The sequence below is a fragment of the Shewanella sp. SM101 genome, from assembly GCF_025654465.1.
Taxonomy (GTDB): domain Bacteria; phylum Pseudomonadota; class Gammaproteobacteria; order Enterobacterales; family Shewanellaceae; genus Shewanella; species Shewanella oncorhynchi.
On the sequence record NZ_JAKKRH010000006.1, the window covers coordinates 76,681 to 97,451 of the forward strand.

The 20,771-nt window shown below is 46.8% G+C and carries 21 protein-coding genes; 12 read left to right on the forward strand and 9 right to left on the reverse strand.

Features of this window, described 5'->3' with window-relative positions; all coding sequences use genetic code 11:
* Positions 1 to 18: 18 nt before the first annotated feature.
* Together hutX and L5M38_RS04945 are read right to left on the reverse strand one after the other, a co-directional pair.
* A complete protein-coding gene (gene hutX / locus L5M38_RS04940) occupies positions 19 to 600 on the reverse strand; it encodes a heme utilization cystosolic carrier protein HutX (RefSeq protein WP_263178476.1) in 582 nt (193 codons plus the stop codon).
* 35 nt (positions 601 to 635) lie between these two features.
* Entirely contained in the window at positions 636 to 2,726 is a 2,091-nt protein-coding gene (locus L5M38_RS04945; RefSeq protein WP_263178477.1) for a TonB-dependent hemoglobin/transferrin/lactoferrin family receptor, read from the reverse strand.
* Between the two features lie 349 nt (positions 2,727 to 3,075).
* Between L5M38_RS04945 and L5M38_RS04950 the strand changes: the two genes are divergently transcribed.
* From L5M38_RS04950 to L5M38_RS04980, 7 genes are all read left to right on the forward strand, one after another.
* Positions 3,076 to 3,945 (forward strand): energy transducer TonB, encoded by an 870-nt coding sequence (locus tag L5M38_RS04950; protein ID WP_263178478.1) that lies wholly within the window; start codon positions 3,076 to 3,078, stop codon positions 3,943 to 3,945.
* Positions 3,946 to 4,081: 136 nt separating this feature from the next.
* Complete coding sequence (locus L5M38_RS04955; protein ID WP_263178479.1) at positions 4,082 to 4,837, forward strand: MotA/TolQ/ExbB proton channel family protein; 756 nt, start codon at positions 4,082 to 4,084, stop codon at positions 4,835 to 4,837.
* The gene (locus L5M38_RS04960; protein ID WP_263178480.1) at positions 4,834 to 5,271 is read left to right on the forward strand and encodes an ExbD/TolR family protein; all 438 of its coding nucleotides are present in this window, start codon (positions 4,834 to 4,836) and stop codon (positions 5,269 to 5,271) included. The genes L5M38_RS04955 and L5M38_RS04960 overlap by 4 nt, the downstream gene beginning before the upstream one ends.
* A gap of 190 nt (positions 5,272 to 5,461) precedes the next feature.
* The gene (locus L5M38_RS04965) at positions 5,462 to 6,340 is read left to right on the forward strand and encodes an ABC transporter substrate-binding protein (RefSeq protein WP_411569299.1); all 879 of its coding nucleotides are present in this window, start codon (positions 5,462 to 5,464) and stop codon (positions 6,338 to 6,340) included.
* Positions 6,341 to 6,405: 65 nt separating this feature from the next.
* On the forward strand, positions 6,406 to 7,422 hold the full coding sequence (locus L5M38_RS04970) for a FecCD family ABC transporter permease (protein WP_263178482.1): 1,017 nt from the start codon (positions 6,406 to 6,408) through the stop codon (positions 7,420 to 7,422).
* A 10-nt stretch (positions 7,423 to 7,432) separates the two neighbouring features.
* The gene (locus L5M38_RS04975; protein ID WP_105250012.1) at positions 7,433 to 8,272 is read left to right on the forward strand and encodes a heme ABC transporter ATP-binding protein; all 840 of its coding nucleotides are present in this window, start codon (positions 7,433 to 7,435) and stop codon (positions 8,270 to 8,272) included.
* 115 nt (positions 8,273 to 8,387) lie between these two features.
* Positions 8,388 to 8,732: a DUF2956 domain-containing protein gene (locus L5M38_RS04980; RefSeq protein ID WP_173246420.1), complete on the forward strand. Its 345-nt coding sequence runs from the start codon at positions 8,388 to 8,390 to the stop codon at positions 8,730 to 8,732.
* A 46-nt stretch (positions 8,733 to 8,778) separates the two neighbouring features.
* On the opposite strand, the gene L5M38_RS04985 is transcribed toward L5M38_RS04980, so the two are convergent.
* Positions 8,779 to 9,300, reverse strand: a complete 522-nt coding sequence (locus tag L5M38_RS04985; RefSeq protein ID WP_263178483.1) for a hypothetical protein — start codon at positions 9,298 to 9,300, stop codon at positions 8,779 to 8,781.
* An 875-nt stretch (positions 9,301 to 10,175) separates the two neighbouring features.
* A complete protein-coding gene (locus L5M38_RS04990) occupies positions 10,176 to 11,714 on the reverse strand; it encodes a leucyl aminopeptidase family protein (protein WP_263178484.1) in 1,539 nt (512 codons plus the stop codon).
* On the opposite strand from L5M38_RS04990, the gene L5M38_RS04995 reads away from it, so the two are divergent.
* The 4 genes from L5M38_RS04995 (at position 11,706) to L5M38_RS05010 (ending at position 15,936) form a co-directional block, all read left to right on the forward strand.
* Positions 11,706 to 11,882 carry a hypothetical protein gene (locus L5M38_RS04995; protein WP_173496936.1) on the forward strand — a complete coding sequence of 59 codons (177 nt, stop codon included), beginning with the start codon at positions 11,706 to 11,708 and terminating at the stop codon, positions 11,880 to 11,882. The two genes, L5M38_RS04990 and L5M38_RS04995, sit on opposite strands and share 9 nt — an antisense overlap.
* Positions 11,883 to 11,933: 51 nt before the next feature.
* The gene (locus L5M38_RS05000) at positions 11,934 to 13,394 is read left to right on the forward strand and encodes an aminoacyl-histidine dipeptidase (RefSeq protein WP_263178485.1); all 1,461 of its coding nucleotides are present in this window, start codon (positions 11,934 to 11,936) and stop codon (positions 13,392 to 13,394) included.
* A gap of 245 nt (positions 13,395 to 13,639) precedes the next feature.
* Positions 13,640 to 14,194 carry a cache domain-containing protein gene (locus L5M38_RS05005; RefSeq protein ID WP_028761558.1) on the forward strand — a complete coding sequence of 185 codons (555 nt, stop codon included), beginning with the start codon at positions 13,640 to 13,642 and terminating at the stop codon, positions 14,192 to 14,194.
* 95 nt (positions 14,195 to 14,289) lie between these two features.
* Complete coding sequence (locus L5M38_RS05010; protein WP_263178486.1) at positions 14,290 to 15,936, forward strand: methyl-accepting chemotaxis protein; 1,647 nt, start codon at positions 14,290 to 14,292, stop codon at positions 15,934 to 15,936.
* Between the two features lie 153 nt (positions 15,937 to 16,089).
* Here L5M38_RS05010 and L5M38_RS05015 read toward each other — a convergent pair whose 3' ends face one another.
* Entirely contained in the window at positions 16,090 to 17,022 is a 933-nt protein-coding gene (locus tag L5M38_RS05015) for a DMT family transporter (protein WP_263178487.1), read from the reverse strand.
* Between the two features lie 92 nt (positions 17,023 to 17,114).
* Between L5M38_RS05015 and L5M38_RS05020 the strand changes: the two genes are divergently transcribed.
* Entirely contained in the window at positions 17,115 to 18,014 is a 900-nt protein-coding gene (locus L5M38_RS05020) for a LysR family transcriptional regulator (RefSeq protein WP_263178488.1), read from the forward strand.
* Positions 18,015 to 18,058: 44 nt separating this feature from the next.
* Here the strand turns inward: L5M38_RS05020 and dinB are convergent, their stop codons facing one another.
* The 4 genes from dinB to nqrM all read right to left on the reverse strand — a co-directional run bounded on the left by dinB (position 18,059) and on the right by nqrM (position 20,766).
* Positions 18,059 to 19,135 (reverse strand): DNA polymerase IV, encoded by a 1,077-nt coding sequence (dinB, locus tag L5M38_RS05025; RefSeq protein WP_263172423.1) that lies wholly within the window; start codon positions 19,133 to 19,135, stop codon positions 18,059 to 18,061.
* A gap of 202 nt (positions 19,136 to 19,337) precedes the next feature.
* Positions 19,338 to 19,805 (reverse strand): bacterioferritin, encoded by a 468-nt coding sequence (gene bfr / locus L5M38_RS05030; RefSeq protein WP_011918791.1) that lies wholly within the window; start codon positions 19,803 to 19,805, stop codon positions 19,338 to 19,340.
* 9 nt (positions 19,806 to 19,814) lie between these two features.
* A complete protein-coding gene (gene bfr, locus L5M38_RS05035; RefSeq protein WP_006080475.1) occupies positions 19,815 to 20,288 on the reverse strand; it encodes a bacterioferritin in 474 nt (157 codons plus the stop codon).
* Between the two features lie 253 nt (positions 20,289 to 20,541).
* Entirely contained in the window at positions 20,542 to 20,766 is a 225-nt protein-coding gene (gene nqrM, locus L5M38_RS05040) for a (Na+)-NQR maturation NqrM (protein WP_105250019.1), read from the reverse strand.
* Between the last annotated feature and the right edge of the window lie 5 nt (positions 20,767 to 20,771).

Genomic DNA, 20,771 nt, shown 5'->3' on the forward strand with positions numbered 1-20,771 from the left:
TTTTATTAATGCTGCAATTCAGAGGTGTGATTGCACCGAGGCAAAGGCAGTCGCGAGCGCTTTAAATTGGCGAACTTGCTCAGGAAACAGTGCTCTTTGTTTATCACGGCCTAAATACACTTTGAACACCACCTCACCTTCACGGCCGAAAAAGTTAATCGAATGGCTCTCGCTGCCTCTAAAAGGTCTGCTGATCAAGGCGATACCACTCATGGCATCTAATTTGAGATGACCATGCAAACCGTCACCCTTGCTGTAGAGGTTGTAATAACCGTGGGCGTATTTTCCCTCGGGGAAATCCCCTTTAAACTCAAATACGCTGCCAGATAACATCACAATAGTGGTTAACTTTCCCCATTTGGGTAAGGCTTGCAGTAAGGTATCAAGCTGAGTTAACGGAACAAACACCACTTGTTCGGGCGGCAATGCAGCGACCACTTCGAGCTCGGCAATGCCTAATTCACTGGCGAGCTGGGCTGGCATTAAATCAACTTGTTGTTCAAATCGTTGTCGCAATTGCGCCTGTTGCCCACTTAGCTGACGTTGCTCAGAGCTTAAATCTGGCGCGACATCGAGCTCGGTATCGAGTGTCATCTTCATTTTACTGTCTCCAGCGGTAGTGACTATTAAGTGGCTTAGAACATATAGCGCGCCGATAACTTCATATTACGACCCGGTTGATACAAGGTTTGCCACGCTTGTTGATACTTCTCATCACCGATATTTTCGATTGCGAAATCCACTCTCACACCCGCCATCGCGCCCATAGTCGGCTCCCACGCTACATACACATCCCATAGGGTGTAATCGTCGTATTTCGCCACTTTAAAGCCGTCAGGCGTATTCGACTGCGTCGCCACATAAGTGACGCGAGTGCCGAGTTTCATGTCGCCTTCCATAATGCCTTGGGATAAATCGACATTGAACTTATTGGCGGGTATATTTTCTATATCATCGCCCGTTTGACGATCTTCGCCATGGGTTTGGCCGTAATTCATCGCTAAACGAGTTTGGCCAATACGGTAACGACCGCTAATTTCAAAACCTGTTAAACGTGCATCTTCAACGTTATTCCATGAGGTCGTTTGCTCGAATCCAGGAATGCCACGCCAAGGATTAGACACTTGCTGCACGATAAAATCGTCCACATCGTTACGGAAAACGTTAAACGTTAGCGCCAGTTCATCATCACCCGCTAACTCACTGAAACGTAAGTCCGCTTTGATTTCTTTATTGCGCGCAGTCTCTGCTTTTAGATCCGAATTCACCGCGAAGGTGTTACATAAACCTTGGGGTAAAAATCCGGGGATTGGCGGGATACAATAATGGGTGCCACTGGAGAACATTTCCTCTACCGTAGGTGCGCGAAAGGCTTGATCGTAACGGGCGCTTAAGGTCAGCCAAGGCTGAGTCTGCCACACCAAGCCAAGCGATGGTGATAACTCATTGTCATCTGAGGATAAGTTGAGATTATGGCTGTCATTTTTAAAGCTGTCATAACGCAGACCCGCTTCAAGATTTAACGTCTGACTCAGCTCGATATCCGCCCGCGTAAAAGCGCCCCATACTGTGGTTTCGCCATCGATATTCTCTGGACGCTGGCCCACTTGGCCCGAATCATCACGCGTCGTTTCTATGGTATCGCGAAAACCATCGACCCCGTAGGTCAACAGAGTATTACCTAAACGCGAACTGTTATTAAGGTTAATCCCCACAGTGCGGAACTCAGTACTGTCTTGCTGACCTTTCGTAATACGGTCTTCATCGTAGTCGGTACTGTTCCAATACACTTGCATCTTAGTATCCAGATACGGGTTATTAGCAGGATTGAGACTGTAGTTTAGGGTGAGGTTTTGATCGTCAGTTTTGCGACGCACCAAAAGCACTGAACTACTCACAGCAGCAGAAGGATTGCTCGGTACTAATTCATTGTTTTTGCTGGCTCTTGCAGATAACTCTAACCGTGATGCCTCGTCGGCTTGCCAACCGAATTTAGCTAAACCACTGCTGCCTTGGGATGCACTGTTGTTTAGAGTTTCGTCATTACCAGTTTTTATATTGTTTGAATCGTAATAGGAACCATTGAGTAACCAATCGATGCTGTCTTGTTGACCATAGATAGCGCCACTGGTTTTAGTGCGGGAGCCATTGGTCTCATAACCTTGTTTGAAATAGCCACCAAAGGTCTCATCTGGCGCTAAAAAATCTTGTGCCGACTTAGTATTCTGCGCTACGACACCACCGAGGGCACCACTGCCCCACAAGCTACTGGCAGGGCCGCGCAGCACTTCGATGGATTTGAGCAACTCAGGGTCCATAAAGTAGGTACCTCTGTGACCAGAGCTGGTATTTTGTCTTGCGCCGTCAATTGTTTGCAACACACGATCGCCACTTAAACCACGGATTTCAACCCCTTGAGATGAAGCTCTTGGGCCATTGGTCAACGTAATATTCGCCTCATTTTTAAGGGCATTGGCAACTGATGATGCTTGGGCGACCGTAAGTTGCTCTTCATCCACCACTGCCACGCTACGGCTGGTTCCGGAGGCTTTTTCACTGATGCGTGTTGCACTCACTAATACTTCATCAAACTCTGTTGTGACCAGTTTTTTATCCGCATCCTGTTGAACAACAGGCTTAACACTTTCCTCTGCCGCTAACGTAAAACTTAGGGCCGTACCACTCAGTGCTATCGCCATGGCGATCACTAACGGCTTTTTTTTCATCTCTTCATCCTCAAGTGATATTCAGCTGTTTCCGTGCAATTTAATACTGAGCCTAGACTCTCTTTCCAGACGCCAATCCTTTCGAGATTGAGTCTGTTACAGATGATCCATTCCAGATTTGGCTCTTTCGAGATTGAACCCCTTCCAGATCGAGCCCAAGGCAATCAGTACCCATAAAGTAGGGTAAATTGTCGGTTTAGCTGCTTTTTTAAGCGCTCATTCGAGCTATTGCAGGCACTCTACCTGAGATAATAAAATAGATCAAATGCAAATCATTATCATTTGCGATCTTGTTTGTATTGAGATATCTTAATTAGGAAAATGGCTTTCATTGGAAAAAGAGGTTGCTGTGACACCAAAACGATATCTTGCCTTTGGCGCGTTAACGGTTGCCATCCAGACGGGTGTTATCGCCTCACAACCCGCTATGACTATGCAGCCAAGCGCCCAATCATCGAGCGTAAACCAAGCATCACTCACTCCCAGCGCGAATACTGTCACCCTTAATTTTTCTACCGCGACTAGCGCTACAAGCAACACGAGTGCAGAGCCCATCAAGCAAACAGACGCCAAAGTAGCCACTGTGAACAGTACAGCGCAAAAAGTATCAACAGCAGAATCTGTCGATAAGGCGGTTATCCCGAAAACTAAAGCTGATCAACGAATTGACAGCCAACTCGCCAAAAAATCTTCAGCAACAAAACCCACGGCTAACAATCATCCGAATACGGACCCTTTAGCGACGAACGCTTTAGAACCAAGTGCTTTAAATTCAAGTGCTTTAAACCCAAGTGCTTTAGCACATAAGCGACTCGAACAAGTTGAACAACAAACAGAACCCAAAACTGCACAAATGGATTTAATCACTAACGCAGCCGAAGTTGATGCAAAAGCGACCCCAAATGTGGCCAGTGCAACAGCTGACAGTGCCCAAACTAACATAGTGGAATTAGCCAAACCGCTGTTCGCTGCAGCACCACCGCAACCGACTTATCCAAAGATAGCGCGTAAAAAAGGGCTAGAAGGCACCGCAACCATAGAAGTGATGTTTAACGAACTTGGTGAGCAACTGGCACTGACGTTAGTAAAAAGCTCAGGGTTCAGTCTGTTAGATCAAACCGCGTTAGATGCAGTTGAAAACTGGCAATTTGCGGCGCCAGCGCAAAGGCTAGCGAGTCATTATAAGGTCAGAGTGCCTATTCGCTTCGCGCTCAACTAACAGGCCCAATGTTGCCACTGAAAAGTTAGCTCGTGGGAAGTTAGCTCGTCGAGTGTTAGCCACCGCACAACTAGCCTGATTTTTGTTTTACTAACTTACATATAAAACTTATTTTTCAATAGATTGGAGAGGCTTAATGCCCGTAACTGATTTTTCAACCCTACAGACTCAACTCGGCGTGCTCACTTGGCCCTTGTTGTTATGTGCTTTTTTAGCTTTGATGATCTGCCTTGAACGTAGCGCCTTGTTTTTGCATCAAACTCTGCTGTCAATCTGGCCCCAAAAACAGGCCTGGGTAAAAGCATTGCGTCAATCAAGCTCAGCGGCGACCACTGAAAACGTCAGCGCGCTGCTAGCGCAAACCAGCACACAGCAAGATTTACTCGCCCGTGGCGCGACCTTGTTACTCAAACAAGTCCACCAGCCAAAAGTGCTAAGGGAAGAATTACTCAGTCTGTGGCTCAATAAGCAACAACGCGACTTGCAAGCCGGACTCAAGGTTTTACAAGTGATTGGCATCATTAGTCCACTACTCGGTTTGCTCGGCACAGTATTGGGACTCATCGAAATGTTTGCCCAACTCGGGCAATCACAAGGCCCCGTCACTCCAGCACAACTCAGTGCTGGACTGGGCCTTGCGATGAACACCACAGCTGCCGGACTCATGATCGCCGTGCCCGCCATTACCGCCGCCCATCTTTTTGGGATCTGGGCTCAAAGCCAATGCCTGCGCGCTGGGCATGTGCTCAATCAACTCAATCTCTGGTTAGCGGGTATCGAAGATATTTCAATTGATGCCAATCATTACCATGCATTCACCCGAGTCAGTAAAACCAGCGTCGAGCAAAAATTGGCATCCAAGCCCCATTCTCAAATTGAGCCACAGACATGATAAGTGCAGATAAATCATTCTTATCGCAGGCTGGCATTGCTTCGCCTGAGCAACTTCCGAGCCTAGATTTAACCGCGTTAATCGACATTATTTTTATCGTGCTGGTGTTTTTACTGCTGACGGCAAATAGCCAATTATTGAGTTTGCCGGTAGATGTGCCACAAAGCCCAAGCTCGGCCATCACGGTAATCGACAACAAACAAACAATTGCCATCAATATCATGGCAACAGCGCCTTATTGGGCTATTGATGGTAAAGAGTTTGATGACTTAGCCACTTTTACCACTGCATTTACTGCACATTTTCAGACTATGCCGAAGGCGACGGTTGTCATTGCCGCCGACAAAGCCGCGCCAGTGGAACCTTTGATGCAACTGCTGGCACTATTGCAGACGCAGTCCATCAGTCAGACCCAAATTTTGATGGAGCACTAGCGTATCCGAACCAGCCATTTAAACGAGAAAGCAAAAGTCTGACATCAAAAAACGGCATCTAAGCCTGTGGCGAACAAGTTGTATTAGGAGTTTAACCATGTTGTTTCAAGCAACTAAAATACCAGTAAAAAAAGGTTCCAGAGTTCAGCGTTATCAACATAAGCGCACATATAAGACATTAAAAAATTTGATGTTTTTCACATCAGCACTTACGGCCTTACTATCCTCAAGCGTTTTTAGCGCTGAACTGAGTGCCGAGCCAGAGATAAGACTCGTGAGTGCAGGTACGGGAGTTACAGAACTCGTGCTCGCCCTCGACGCAGGCAATGAGCTAGTCGCCATCGACTCCACCAGCTATGTGCCTGAAAGTTTGAGCCATGTGGCTAAGCTTGGTTATCACAGAATGCTCTCCGCCGAAGGCATTATTGCCCTCTCCCCTACGCTGGTTGTCGGTTCAGATGTGATGGGACCAGAAACCACACTAAAGGTATTAAAACAGGCGAATATCCAAGTTGTGCAATTACCCGCAACAAATGATGAACCACAACTGATGAACAATGTGGATACCTTAGGTCACTTACTCAATCGCCAAGAACATGCGGTTAAATTAAAACAAGATTTACATCAACAACTGCAAAGCTTAGCGGGTAAAAAACAACAAGTGCGCGATGCTGGCTCTCAGCCAAAAATTCTCTTCATGGTGTTACAAGAAGGCCGCGGTGCACGGGTTGGCGGTAAAGGCACTGCCGCAGATACTATTATCGAGCTGTCTGGGGCACAAAATATCGCCGAGTTTGATGGCTACAAAAGCATGTCTCAAGAAGGGATTCTGTCCTTGCAGCCCGACATTATTTTGCTGTCAAAGCGTAGCGATAAACCCACAAATCAAACTAATGCACAAATTGCTCAAGAACTGTTGAAAGAGATGCCACTACTCGCCCATACCCCAGCAGGTGAAAACGGCCATATTCAAACACTAGCACCGCAAGCCCTTCTCGGTGGTTTAGGCATCAGTGCCATAAGCGCCGCGGATACGCTCGCTAGCACATTGCTCAAGCAAAACCATTAACAAACGCAGCGATGAGTGCAGTTAGCACTAATTAACCCCAGATAAAAATAGAAAGGATATTTGAGATGTTCCTCAACCGCTGGCTCTGGCCGAGTCTAGTCACACTGTTAGCCCTAAGCGGCTTACTCTCGGTCAGCACTGGCCCTGTTAGCATCAGCTTTGTCGACGCCCTAAATGCAGTGTTCAATTGGGCTACCCAGCAAAATATCGGCAATATTGCGCCCCACGAGCAACTGGTAATCAACAATGTGCGCTTACCACGGACATTACTGGCGTTAGCAGTAGGCGCTACGCTCGCACAGTGCGGCGCGGTAATGCAGGGGCTTTTTCGCAATCCCTTAGCGGATCCCGGTATTATCGGAGTGTCATCCGGCGCTGCACTTGGCGCAGCCATCTGTATCGTGCTGCTACCCAACGCGAATCCGTTGATGATCCCCATCAGTGCGTTTGCATCGGGATTAGTGACTACCCTTATCGTCTACCGACTCGCCAGCAGCCCAACAGGTACATCGGTCGTATTATTACTTTTGTCGGGTGTTGCCATAGCTGCGCTGGCAGGCGCAGGAATAGGTGTTCTCACATATCTTGCCAACGACATGGCGCTACGTGACTTAACCCTATGGCAAATGGGATCGATTGCAGGTGCGCAGTGGCTATATGTCAGTCTGTGTCTTGTGACCTTAGTGCTACTGAGTTGGCGATTTCACCAAGATGCGGCGGCACTTAATGCCTTGCTGCTTGGCGAATCCGAAGCACGCCACTTAGGGATAGATGTCGATAGGCTCAAACTTAGGCTTATTTTGCTTTGCGCCTTAGGGGTTGGCGTAAGTGTAGCTGCAACAGGAATTATCGGCTTTATCGGCCTCGTCGTGCCGCATTTAGTGCGCATGATGTTAGGCCCAGATCATCGCCAACTGCTGCCCATCAGCGCACTTTTAGGTGCAGCCCTATTGGCATTGGCCGATATCGGCGCGCGCGCTTTTTTACCGCCTGCCGAGTTACCCGTTGGACTCGTCACCGCGCTCATCGGTGCGCCTTTCTTCATCTTTTTACTACTGCAACAGCGCAGTAAGCTAATCTAAGCGAGTTTTTATGGCTGCAACATCCTTTGCAAATCAACCATCACAATCGACAACTTATTCAGCCAAGGCGCAATTTGATCGCACCCAGCTCAGCATTTGTCAGCTCGATGTCAACATCGGTCCAAAAACCGTGCTCAGTGATATTAATGTACAGTTTCAATCGGGTGCAGTAACAGCCCTACTCGGCCCAAATGGTGCGGGTAAATCCACCCTGCTTAAAGCCCTTTGCCAAGAAATCAGCACACCAAGGCAAAGTATACGGCTAGGCCATAGCCAACTGGCGGATTGGCCTAGGAGCGAGCTGGCAAAATCCTTAGCTGTACTGCCGCAACACGCCAGTCTCACCTTTCCCTTCACTGTGTCAGAAGTCGTAGCAATGGGCTTATATCCCTTAACCATCAGTAAAATAGAAGGAGATGCGTTAGTTGCCGAGCAACTGGCGCAAGTGGGCTTAACCCATCTGGCTAAGCGCAGCTATCCAACCCTCTCAGGCGGCGAGAAACAGCGAGTCCAACTCGCCAGAGTCTTAACTCAACTCAGGCAATCGCCGTTTCCGCCCGTACTATTACTGGATGAACCAACATCGGCGTTAGATCTTGCCCAGCAGCACAGAGTACTTGAGTTAGCCCAAAACTTAGCTCACCAACAAGGCTACACTGTAATAGTGGTACTACATGACTTAAACCAAGCCGCGCGCTATAGCGATCAATTAATTGTGTTAAAACAAGGGCGAATCGTCAGTGAAGGCACGCCATCCGATGCTCTGTCGGTTGATACCATTAGGGAAGTATGGGACTACGAGCCCGTATATATCCCCGCCCCACAGGGTGGACATCCACTGATTTTTTAATGGAAAGAAGATATTCATCTTACATTTTTGAGGTCTGATGTGGGTATAATCGCTGCGTTTACACTTTTAGCTATCACCTTTTAGCCGCAGCCGCATTAATTTAGGCAGAGCCCAGATGAAACCCACTATCTCAACAGAAACTCAACAAGAAGCACTGGTCGCAGCCAAAGCCACCCAAAAGCCGGGCCAAACCAAAGAGCAAACTAAACTCATTGCCCAAGGGATAGAAAAAGGCATAGCTGAATATAAAAAGCTGCAAAAAGCCAAAGCTCGCGAACGGGATAAAGCACGTAAACAACAGTTGAGAGCAAAATCTCGCACAGTTAATGACACTGATGAACTAGAGGATTCAGACGCATTATTCGAATCTCAACGTCAGTTCACCACCGCGACTTGGATTGCCATAACGCTTTTACTACTAAGTTGGGTAGGGTTTGCCGCATATATCTTTGCAGATTAAAGACTATGATTTATATATAAAAATTAAAACATCTATATATCACTTGTTAGACAATATCCTCTAATACCTTACACACATCATTAATTGAAAAAATATTACCGTTAAGGCTTGCTCGGTCTTTTGATATATTCAGAACGAGCCTAAATACGTTGTTCGCATCAGGATAACGGGCAAGCTCTAAAATGATGTCATCACCATTTTCTTCTGCAGACCGAAAATCCCAGCCCTTCCCTGATAAATCAAAAAGCACTTCCGCCGTTTCAGTATTGATTAACACAGGCGCATAAACCCAATGCGACATTCGCATCTCACTGGGGTTGATATCCAGTGTTAACTTACCATTTTGAAAAAACAGCTTAGTGTCCATAAACAGTCCCTGAGTAACAAGTATCACAAGCGATAGGCCGATAGCTTGTATATTGAACCCCATATCCATTTGTTGTCCATACCGCATCACTTCTAACACGAACCATTTACGCTCATTACCATCAGGCAAAACCGTTAAATGCTTAAGCGAAAAAAAGACAAAAAAAAGCCTGCTCAATGAGCAGGCAAAGACATATTTCAAGCGTCCCTTTCGGGGAAGTACATTACCGCGCTAGCGGGAAAAACCTGGCATATTCATGCAAAAACATCAATATGCTACTTGAGTCTAAACACGCCAAAAAAGGCGATACAAAGGTTGATGGATGATGGAAACTCAAACTTTAAGGAGGGTTAGGCCTTAAAGCTCATGGCGAATAAACCGCCACGCAAAACATCAGTGTTAAACCAAGTGTTTTGCCAATAAATATGGTTGTTGCCTGTATAAGACATAGTCAATACTCCTAAATTAGTTGTGATTAAGTACTCTAGTGAAGCTTGGCTCGGTTCCTTGGAACTAGAGATTCTCATATCCGTTGAGACGACTTGTCACTCAGGTCCTTGGAGAAAAATATCCATCCTGGATAGACTAGAGAGGAAAGGCATAGTGCCTAATCCACGAAAGCAATTATATGGATTTGTAGTTTTATTACAACCTTTATTTGTACTTTTTTTGATTAAGGCTTTTTAATGTAATTAAATTACACAATTATAGTGAGGTTAATGGCGATCTGCTTCACAGAAAAACAGGAATAACCCTGTAAATATCTAATAAATAAGATATTACAGAATTATTTCTTTTTGTTACTAGGGCGTGTTGACGTTTCGAGATTAAATTTTGTTCGCTCTGGCAAGCTCGTGATCGCGAAACGAGGAGTGACGTGTAGTTATTCTACTCAAATGACGAGTGACAAAGAGCAAGAGCTTGCCAGACGAACCCTTCGGGCAGCGTTTGGCTGGCATTTCTGCTGCGTTATCGCCCGTTTATGTAGAATAACTACACCGCACGGGCTTTACCTTGCATAAAAGCCAGCCAACTCGCTGCAAAAATAACCCTGAAACGTCAACACGCCCTACCCGTTAGCGATTGATCAGATATTGATACAAGCCCACCAGCGGACTCGCTGTAGGTTTGCCGTAGAGCGGATCACCTTCTGTTGCACTGCCTGCAATATCTAAGTGTGTGTAAGCCAAGGGAATAGGGGCTGTTACACCATGGTCAAATAGCCCCGACGCTTTCAGTAAAAATGCCGCGGGATACTGATGTCCACGGGCGGTAATCGATGATGGCGCATTATTGGAAGATAATATTTCAGCAGCGCCTGACACATCGCGGATCTTAGCGAAGTCTTCAGGGCGTAATGTAGACACTTCAAAGGGTTCACCCCATTGAGTCGCTTGCTGCTGTAAAGTGACAACGCATTGCTGTGAACTCGCCACTGAGTTTTCCACCGCCGCAGGATAACTGCCATAACAACGTACGACATGACCTGTGAGTGTTGCTACCGAAAACATCTCAGGCTTCACCGCTGACACGGCTTTGATACGTAAATGGCTCAGTAAATCCGCCAGCACTAAGCGCCCTTCGGCATCCGTATTACCAATTCGTACCCGCACACCCGCATGGCTCGTAATAATTTCATCGGTCACGAAGGCTTCGCTGCCTATGCTGTTACGCACTAAACCTAACTCGGCAATCACTCGAATACCTTTAGGCTTGAGCATTGACAGAGTTTTAAATAAACCCGCCACGGCAGAAGCGCCACCTTTATCACGACTCATACCCGCCATAGCGCCGCCGACTTTCAGATCGGCGCCGCCGGTATCGTAAATCACGCCCTTACCCGCAAACAGGAAAGTGCGAGTCACTTGACCCTCTGGCAGATACTCTAGTTTCACCACGCGAGGCTGATGACGACCGACGGCAAAAGAAGAACGCGCCACGGCACTGAGCAGCGGATAATCACGCTCTAAAATATCTCTGTCTTCTACCACTGCGGTTTTGATCACGCTGCCCGCAAAGGATTGCAAACAATAGTCCGCAAAGGCTTTAGCCGACATGCGCTCGGGTTCAGTACCACATAAATCCCGCGCTAATACGCGGCCAGCTTCTAAGGCATTGAGCAAATTGCTGTTATGGGTTGATGAAGATAATAACCCTATGGCCTCAAATGCAGGTGTTAAGCCAGTCGCTTCACGCAGCTCTAAGGTTTGCCACAGTTCTTGACCGCAGGCTAATGCTGCGACTTCAGAGGCAAAACTAAAACGTGAGTCCTTCGATGGCACTACATATAACAATGGACGTTTTGCGCCTGCGTCTTTTGCAATGGCAATCGCCGCCCTTGCAGCATTGGCATAGACTCGCACATCAACATACTCGTCATTCACTTGGGTGACAGGGGCAATGATCAAACGCCCTCCCGCAAGCCCTGGGGCAAACAGTAATGTCGGGCTCTTACCCACGCGCTTATCCACGTGGGCACCGTGCTGAGCCAATAAACCTATCTCATCAAAACCGATAGAATCCAGATCGGGCGTCACCACCACAACCGCATCCCAGCCTTCACCATCAAAAATGGCATTTTCTGCTTTTACATCAACGAAGTTAACTTGAAACATGACCCATCCTTTTTCATTATTGTGCCTGCATTATTCCCGCTCTATCGCTTAATTACCAATCTAAAAGTGCTACCGACACTCCCAGAAAAAATCGAACTGGAAACTTTGGCTGCCAGCTCACCAAAAGCCTGTGACGCTGAGATTATTTGGCTGCACAGAATGTGGTAGAATGGCCGCAAATTTGCCCTATACCCACAAGACCTTATGAGGGACACTCAAGTGACAGCCTTAAGTCAGTTATACCCGCAGCCATTATGGCAATGGTTCGAACAAATTTGCGCGATTCCCCATCCATCTAAGCATGAGCAAGCATTAAGCCAGCACATTCAAGCGTGGGCTAAAAGCAAACAACTTGCCGTCGTTGAGGATGCCGTTGGCAACTTGATCATCCGTAAACCTGCGACGCCGGGTATGGAAGATCGTAAAATCGTGGTTATTCAAGCCCATATCGATATGGTGCCACAAAAAAATGCCGATAAAGTGCATGATTTTACTAAAGATCCTATCGAAGCTTATGTCGATGGCGATTGGGTTAAAGCCAAGGGTACAACCTTAGGTTCAGATAACGGTATTGGCATGGCATCGGCTTTAGCCATTTTAGGCTCTGATGATATCAAGCACGGCCCATTAGAAGTGCTGCTGACGATAGATGAAGAAGCGGGCATGACAGGTGCTTTTGGTTTACAGGCGGGCATGTTAGACGCTGATATTCTGATCAATACCGACTCAGAGCAAGAAGGTGAAATCTACATGGGCTGCGCCGGCGGTGTCGATGCTCAAATCACCCTGCCTATGGTGTGGCAAGCCTCTGAGCAAAGTTACTCAGCCTTTAGCCTGCACTTATCTGGCTTAAAAGGGGGTCACTCTGGGGTGAACATTCACTTAGGTCGCGGCAACGCCAACAAGTTATTGGCGCGTTTCCTCTTTGAAAATGCAGATGATTTAGCGTTAGAGCTGACCCAATTTAGCGGCGGTTCATTGCGTAATGCGATTCCACGGGAAGCCAACATCAGCTTTATGTTGCCAGAAGAAAATGTCGGCGCCTTAAACGAAAAAGTCGCTGAGTTTGAAGCGCTTATCCGCACCGAACTCGCCATTGCCGATCCCGATATGCGTTTAGTGTTAAACACTATCCCAACGCCAAAACGTGTGATGAGCGAAAACAGCCAAAATACCCTGATCGATTTGCTGCATGTGTGCCCGAACGGCGTGATCCGCATGAGTGATGAAGTCGAAGGTGTGACTGAAACCTCGCTCAACGTTGGCGTTATCAGCACTAACGATGAAGAAGTCACTATCCTGTGCCTTATCCGCTCGCTGATCGATTCTGGCCGTACTCAAGTCGAAGGCATGTTAACTGCGCTGACCAACTTAGCCGGAGCCGATATCGATTTAAGCGGTGCTTACCCAGGCTGGAAGCCAGATAACAGCTCACCTGTAATGGCGATAGTGCGCGAAACCTATCAAGACATTTACCACAAAGAGCCAGTGATCATGGTGATCCATGCGGGTCTCGAGTGCGGCCTATTCAAGAAACCCTATCCAGACATGGACATGGTCTCGATTGGTCCCACCATTCGCTATCCACACGGTCCAGACGAAATGGTAAACATCACCACCGTCGGCCAATATTGGACCTTATTATTAGCCGTACTCGAGCGCATTCCAGTCAAGGCTTAATGCTCTAACCTTACCCTAGCTCACTCAATTCAAGGCCACATCTGCTCAAGTCAGATGTGGCCTTATTTTTTACCGCGGATTCTATTTGTGTAGAAATGCCATCGATAAAATTTTTATGAAAGAACTGAATAACTTGAATTTTCTACTATAGTTGTTCTGTCTGACCCTAACGTATTTTTGCTTATCGCGCTTTTAGAGATAACCGCTTTCCCCCTTCAATACTGTGACCTTAAGGAATAGAGATCATGAAATTTGGTAAAATCTTGTCAGCCGCCGCACTACTGCTCAGCAGTAACCTCAGTTTCGCCGAAGAAGTCCCCAAAGCCGTTATCGACCTAGCCGATTCACTGATGCCATTAGGCAGAGAAGTGGTACTGGTGAATGCCGTTAAAGCGCAAAATGCCCAAGGCAAAAGCTTAGATTCAATCAAAACATTAGATGAAAAATGGATTGCCACCGCAGGTATTGATGACTTTATGTCATCCCTGATGAACAACGAAGCGGCCAAGTTTCTCACGACCTTCGAAGCCAGCAAACCTTACTACCAAGAAATTTTCCTCATGGACAATCAAGGCGCGAACGTCGCCATGATCAGTAAAACTTCAGATTATTGGCAGGGTGATGAGGATAAATGGCAAAAATCCTTCGCCAATGGCAAAGGCGATAAACACATAGGTCCGGTCAAATTTGACGAGAGCTCCCAAGCCTATCTAGTACAAATTTCTATTCCAGTGATGGATGGTGATGCCGCAATTGGCGCTATAACGATTGGGATCAACCTAGATCAATTTGGGCTCTAATTACCAGAGAACGCCAGTGATGGGCTGCATCCTCTTACCACAGAGGTTATTGCGGCTCTCACCTTTTCAGTGCATCAATCAAGGAGGGCGTGACTATGGAATGGTATAAAGATCTATCCGTTAACCAGAAACTGACTTATCCGAGTCTGCTACTCGCTGGCGTAGTCATCTTCGCCTCTTCAACTGGTATTTTAGGACTCAAAGCCTTAAATCACAGCGCGAATACACTCGCGCTTGAATACTTACCTAGCCAATCTGAACTCCTACAGGCCGATAAAGAGCTTTATCAAGCTCAAGTGGCCGAGCGCAGCCTGATGTTTGTTAACGTGGGCACAGACTCTTACAACGATCTTTTAAAGCAGCACACTAATAGTATCTCTCTGGTTAAAGAACATATTGATAAGTTTGCCGATGTGACCACAAGTCCCCTCGCTAAAGATAAGCTCAATGAATTGAATCACAGTTTCGATACTTGGCGAGCGACAACCACAGAAATCAGTAATCAACGCACCCAAAATGGCCGTAACGGTAGAACGACGGCGATTGATCTTAGTTTCGGTCAAGCAGCAACGCAATTCGAGCAACTACACCAGAACATTAATCATTTAATCAATGATTTAAATAGTAATACTACCGCAGCGATAGCCCAAGTAGATGATGATGCCAATCATGGACAACAGATGCAGTTAATTGCCTTAGCCATCAGTCTCTTGATCTGTATACTCTTTATCGTTGCACTGCCTAAACTCATCAGCAAACCGCTGGCGGTTTTACTCGCAAAAATCCACGACATTACCGATGGTGATGGCGATTTGACCGAACGAGTCCACTTAACCTCTAAGGACGAGCTTGGTGATCTCGCCAAGGCATTCAATCATTTTCTCGATAACTTACACGGTATTATCTCGCAATTTAAACAGTCTACATCAGAGCTCAACATCGCTGCCGAAGGTCTAGCCAAAACCAGCGCATCAGCAAAACATACCTTGATGGATCAACAAGCTGCAACCCACAGAATCGCCGATGCCAGCGATCATATTGCCGCATCAGTGCAAGAAGTATCGGTCAGTGCCAGTCATGCCGCCGATGCCGCTAAACAAGCCGACGTATTTACCGCCGACGGTCAGGCAAGAGTGAAAAAAACCATCAATGTGATTCGTGAACTTGCGGGAGATGTAGGCACGGCAGAAATGCAGATCAATAAACTCGAACAGGAAGGCCAACATATCGGCCGCGTGCTTGAGGTGATTCAAGCCATTGCCGAACAGACGAATCTATTAGCCCTTAACGCCGCAATTGAAGCGGCGCGCGCGGGCGAACAAGGACGCGGATTTGCAGTGGTTGCCGATGAAGTGCGATCCCTCGCCTCTAAGACTCACCAATCCACCGAAGAAATTAAATTGATGATCGCCAATGTGCAAAATGGCACTCAAAGCGCTGTGGCGGCGATTAATATCGGTAATGAAAAGGCTATCTCAAGCGTAGAAGCCGCCAGTAATGCCGGTGAAGCCTTAGCGCATATTGCAGAAATGGTCAGCCAAATTAGTGAGATGAATAATCAAATCGCCCTCGCGGCTAAAGCACAAACCACTATGGCCAACGAGAGTCATCAAAATATTCAACACATTGCCGAACAGTCGGAGGAGAGTCTACGAACCACTGATGAAATCTACGCAGCAAGCGTACAACTCTCGTCAATGGCGAGTAATCTCACGGCGCTGGTCAGCCGCTTTAAACTGTAATTTGTTGAGGGTGAAAGCTTTTATATAAGTTACCTTTTGTAAATCAGTGATGTTTGAAAAGTCCCCTCTAACGAATAAGGGAGCATAAACCTGTCGCAGTGATTATCTGAATTCAGGTGCTCCCTTATATTTAAACAGCAAAGCTAGCACAGATTAGCAGCGCTTAACCACTAAGCCTCTTGCCGCGCGTAGGTTGACTAACATAGGTAACATCAACGCAAGGATCACTATCAGCATCCCTACCAACTGAATTTCCGTCACTGCCTGCCCCATGGCTAACGCCGTTAATGCTGCAAAAACGGGCACGAGATTAAAAAAAATCGATGCCTTAGCGGGGCCAAGCGCCTTAACACCGTTAATCCAAAACAGATAACCGAGCACAGTGGCGAACAAACCTATGTAGAGCACGCTAGAAAAAGCCGTTGCCGACAGTTCCATCAACTCTAGCCAAGGGTGAAACTCACCTCGGCCAAGCCCAACCACGGACATAGACACACTGGCAGCTATCATACTCAGCAAGGTAAATGGCAACACAGGCAACCAATGGCCGACCCGTTGCGAACAAATGGTATAACCACTCCACGCCAACATGCCGGCGGCAATCATCACATCACCTTGGTTAAAACTAAAGTTGAGCAACTGCTGCACACTACCGTTGGTGATCACTAGCAGTACGCCCGCCAATCCACCCACTAAGCTAAACACTTGTTGTCTGCTGAGCCATTCACGCTGTAATAGCGCATTGACGATTGAAGTCACCAGCGGGCTGAGCGCCATAATCAAGGCACCATTGGCAGCAGAGGTGTGCTGCAGGCCATTAAATAACGCCAGATTTAAGCCGCCCACACCAATCACACCCACTAACGCTATGACAATATATTGCGTCAAACTCAATTTGGGCCAAACCTGACGAGTAAAAACGATATATAACGCTAGAGTCACAGCCGCAATGGTAAAACGCCAGAAGACGAGCGACTCTCCTGACATCTCCTCCAGCACTCGCTTAGCAATAGGAAACACACTGCCCCAGCTAAAAACGCAAATCAGTAGACAAACGAATGTCATGTAAGGTGTATGGGATTTCATATCGGCCTCTAGGGAGGTAATTGGGATTGAGCTTAGTTTATAAGTTTCATATATTATTAAAACCAACAAGATTGAGAGCTTAAATTCCAAATATGAAACTTAATTATTCCTTAGACGATATGCGCTTATTTTGGGTGGTGGCACAGCAAGGGAGTTTTAAGCTCGCGGCGCAGCACTTAGGCATTCCACCTTCAACCTTAAGCCGTCGAATCAATCTGTTAGAACAATCCTTAGGTCTGCGTTTACTGCACAGAGACGCCCATAGAGTCAACCTTACCGCCACAGGTCAGCGGTATCTCGAACGCTGCGGCCCGCTGTTTATCGAGTTAAACCAGGTATCTGGTGAGTTGCATGCGGATAAACATCAAGCGGTTGGCAAATTGCGGATCTCGGCGCCCATCAATACAACCTATCGCTGGCTAGGTGAATCACTCAACGCCTTCCAACGGCATTATCCCAATATTGATATCGATTTAAGTCTGTCGAACATGAATATCGATGTCAGTGAAAACGCCATCGATATCGCCTTTCGAGTGGGCGAACCTAAAGATCCCGATTGGATTGCAAGGCCACTTACCACGATTAGCTTTGTACTTTGCACCAGCACATCGGCAACGCAGTGGCATACGCTGCAATCCATTGAAGAGCTGGATCAGCATCCGGTTATCATCGCCAAGCCCACAAAAACGTGGCGTTTACAGCACAATAGCACAGGGCAAAATGTCGAGTTTGAACCAAGGGGAAATATCAAATTAGCCGTCGATGATATGGCGATTGCCTGTCAGGCCGTGGTGGCGGGGCTTGGGATTGGACTCATACCCATCAGCATGGCGAGTGAACAGATACGAAGTGGCAAACTCATTCAAATACTGCCCGAGTGGCAAGGTATTCCGCGCACCGCCTACTTGATGTATCGCGATCGAGACAACCTGCCCTTACGGGTCAGACTGTTAATTGATTTTATGTTGGCGAATCCACCCGAGGCTTATTGAGCCAATGCAGGCATGAGTCTGCGGCTTATCGACTCAATAAACGGCTAGAGTGCTAAATCCAGCTGAGTCTGGCCGTTTAAGCTTGTGGCGACGACAAGAGTAGAATCGGTAAGGCCGACCGAAATACCCAATAGACGAATGCCACGGCCTTCTTGCCTTTCCATAGCCTGCGCGAGTAGCTCATAAAACATTACAATCGAGACTTCATCGCTGCGGTGCTCAATTGTAGTCTGCTTGAAATCATTAAACTTAAGTTTGACCACCTGTTTATGTATTTTGCGTTCCTTAGCACTGCGACTTAAACGCAACGACAGTTCTTGGATCAAACTCGACATCACCTGCTGGCAATGCTCTAAGCTATAAATATCCTTTGCTAATGTGGTTTCAACCCCCACTGACTTGCGCTCTCTGTCGGCAGAAATACCCCGTTCATCTATGCCTTGGGAACGCTCAATCAACACACCACCAAACTTACCGAATCGCGCTAAGAGCTCAGGTTTAGAATAAGCTTGCACATCACCACAGGTATTGAGCCCGAGCGAAGAGAGCTTTTCTGCGGTGACTTTACCAACACCGGGAATTTTACGCAGCGATAAGGTCTTAACAAACTCAGAAAGCGTCTCTGGCGTAATGACATATTGGCCGTTTGGCTTGTTCAGATCCGAGGCGACCTTAGCTAAAAATTTTACTGGCGCGATACCCGCCGATGCGGTTAAACCCGTTTCGGCTAAGATATCGCGACGAATCGCTTGGGCAATCAAGGTCGCTGAGCCCTTATATTGCTGGCACTCACTCACATCCAAATAAGCTTCATCTAAGGAAAGCGGCTCAATTAATTGGGTATAGCGGGAAAATATTTCACGAATTTGTAGCGACACTTCTTTGTAAACCTGCATCCGGCCTGGTACTAAAATCAGCTCAGGGCACAACTTAAAGGCATAAGCCGTTGCCATTGCTGAACGTACACCGAATTTACGTGCCTCGTAACTGCAAGTGCTGATAACACCTCGACGATCGCTACTGCCGCCCACGGCTAAAGGCTTGCCACGGTATTCGGGAAAGTCGCGCATTTCCACTGCCGCAAAATAGCAGTCCATATCGATATGAATAATTTTTCGCACGTTGAATTCCTCCAACGCCAAAATACTGTATATAAAAACAGTAATCAAGTATTCCTGATAGATTTGGGGCCAATAAGATGTGGCCTAGCGCTAAAAAAGAGAACAAGACAAGTGTGAGGAACAACAGACATGCTTAATAACTGAGTTCCTAGGCCATTACACTCAATGGCCTAGGTATTTACTCAACCTAACAATCTAAAGCTCACATCTTAGTTTGCAGGTAGTTTTGCAGCCCAACACGGTCGATAAGCCCAAGTTGTTTTTCGAGCCAATACATATGGTCAGACTCTGTATCGTCAAGTAATACTTCAAGGATTTCGCGGGTCTGGTAATCTTGCTTCTGCTCACACAGTGCAATCACTTTGCGCAAATCGTCCGCGACCTTGTATTCGTAGGCGAGATCATTACGTAGCATCTCTTCTACATCTTTACCTATGTTCAATGCCTCACGGGCGGCAACATTGGGTGTACCTTCGAGGAATAAAATGCGCTGCACTAATTTGGCTGCATGGGCTTTCTCATCATCTGACTCATGGGCGATACGCTCATAGAGTTCATTCAGGCCCCAATCTTCATACATATGGGCATGGACAAAATACTGATCCATTGCCGAGAGTTCTCCCGTTAGGAGTCGATTTAACGCATCGATAACGTCTTTATCGCCTTTCATATCTTGCTCCTATTGGTCGCTAATTTGCGATTGTAGATAATTTTGAATACCGGTTAGCGTAATGAGCTCTTGCTGCGACTCGAGCCAATCTAAGTGCTCTTCTTCGTCTTCGAGAATATCTTCCAGCAGATCGCGGCTCACATAGTCCTGTTCGGCTTCACACAAGCTAATCGCATCACGCAGCAATGTAAGCTGCTCTTGCACCATGGCCAGATCGCAGTCGAGCATCTCTTGGCTATGTTCACCAATGCGAAGTTTTTCGAGTTGTTGCAGATTAGGCAGACCTTCCAAAAACAGCACTCGCTCGATGAGCTTATCGGCGTGCTTCATATCTTGGATGGATTTTTTGTATTCGACGTGGTTTAACTTCTCTAAGCCCCAATGTTTAAACATGCGGGCATGGAGGAAATATTGATTGATGGCGGTCAACTCACAGGTAAGCACCCGATTCAGTTGCCCAACCACTTTAGGATGACCTTTCATAAGTTACTATCCTTGGTAAGCGTGAAAAGATTGATCTAAATCAAGCTTCTAGCCTAGTACAATTTATCGACCAACTCAAATTATCTTTATATTTCACTCACTTAATGATGAAAAGCATTCTCATTCCTGCTTAGATTAACTTGCTATCCCACTCTAATCCCAAGGATAAATCTCAAATGATTAACCCGTGTAAGAAAATACGAGGCAAAAAAATAGCCCCCTAAATCGGAAGCTATGATCGAATCAAGACTATTTAGATAATGCGGTCTTTCGTTAACTTTTCACGACGCGCTTCTTCAGCGGCCATACGACGTTTACGTTTGTCACAAGGGTCATCACAATCACACGCTTTTTCAATCCCTAGAACACCTAAACCGCCACAACTTCCTTCAACGGCTTTGCGCTTGATGAGATAACCAATCGACATGAGCAAAAAGAAGACTAACAAGATCACAAATGCCGCAATAAAAGAGGTCATGGTTT

Excerpts from the sequence above, each read along its gene's own strand:
- bfr (WP_011918791.1), bottom strand. The coding sequence starts at position 19,805 with ATGAAAGGCGATAAAGACGTTATCGATGCGTTAAATCGACTCCTAACG.
- L5M38_RS05005 (WP_028761558.1), top strand. The coding sequence starts at position 13,640 with ATGAAATTTGGTAAAATCTTGTCAGCCGCCGCACTACTGCTCAGCAGT.
- L5M38_RS04975 (WP_105250012.1), top strand. The coding sequence starts at position 7,433 with ATGGCTGCAACATCCTTTGCAAATCAACCATCACAATCGACAACTTAT.
- bfr (WP_006080475.1), bottom strand. The coding sequence starts at position 20,288 with ATGAAAGGTCATCCTAAAGTGGTTGGGCAACTGAATCGGGTGCTTACC.
- L5M38_RS04960 (WP_263178480.1), top strand. The coding sequence starts at position 4,834 with ATGATAAGTGCAGATAAATCATTCTTATCGCAGGCTGGCATTGCTTCG.
- L5M38_RS04970 (WP_263178482.1), top strand. The coding sequence starts at position 6,406 with ATGTTCCTCAACCGCTGGCTCTGGCCGAGTCTAGTCACACTGTTAGCC.
- L5M38_RS05015 (WP_263178487.1), bottom strand. The coding sequence starts at position 17,022 with ATGAAATCCCATACACCTTACATGACATTCGTTTGTCTACTGATTTGC.
- L5M38_RS04945 (WP_263178477.1), bottom strand. The coding sequence starts at position 2,726 with ATGAAAAAAAAGCCGTTAGTGATCGCCATGGCGATAGCACTGAGTGGT.
- L5M38_RS04980 (WP_173246420.1), top strand. The coding sequence starts at position 8,388 with ATGAAACCCACTATCTCAACAGAAACTCAACAAGAAGCACTGGTCGCA.
- L5M38_RS04955 (WP_263178479.1), top strand. The coding sequence starts at position 4,082 with ATGCCCGTAACTGATTTTTCAACCCTACAGACTCAACTCGGCGTGCTC.
- L5M38_RS04965 (WP_411569299.1), top strand. The coding sequence starts at position 5,462 with ATGTTTTTCACATCAGCACTTACGGCCTTACTATCCTCAAGCGTTTTT.
- hutX (WP_263178476.1), bottom strand. The coding sequence starts at position 600 with ATGAAGATGACACTCGATACCGAGCTCGATGTCGCGCCAGATTTAAGC.
- nqrM (WP_105250019.1), bottom strand. The coding sequence starts at position 20,766 with ATGACCTCTTTTATTGCGGCATTTGTGATCTTGTTAGTCTTCTTTTTG.
- L5M38_RS05020 (WP_263178488.1), top strand. The coding sequence starts at position 17,115 with ATGAAACTTAATTATTCCTTAGACGATATGCGCTTATTTTGGGTGGTG.
- L5M38_RS04990 (WP_263178484.1), bottom strand. The coding sequence starts at position 11,714 with ATGTTTCAAGTTAACTTCGTTGATGTAAAAGCAGAAAATGCCATTTTT.
- L5M38_RS05010 (WP_263178486.1), top strand. The coding sequence starts at position 14,290 with ATGGAATGGTATAAAGATCTATCCGTTAACCAGAAACTGACTTATCCG.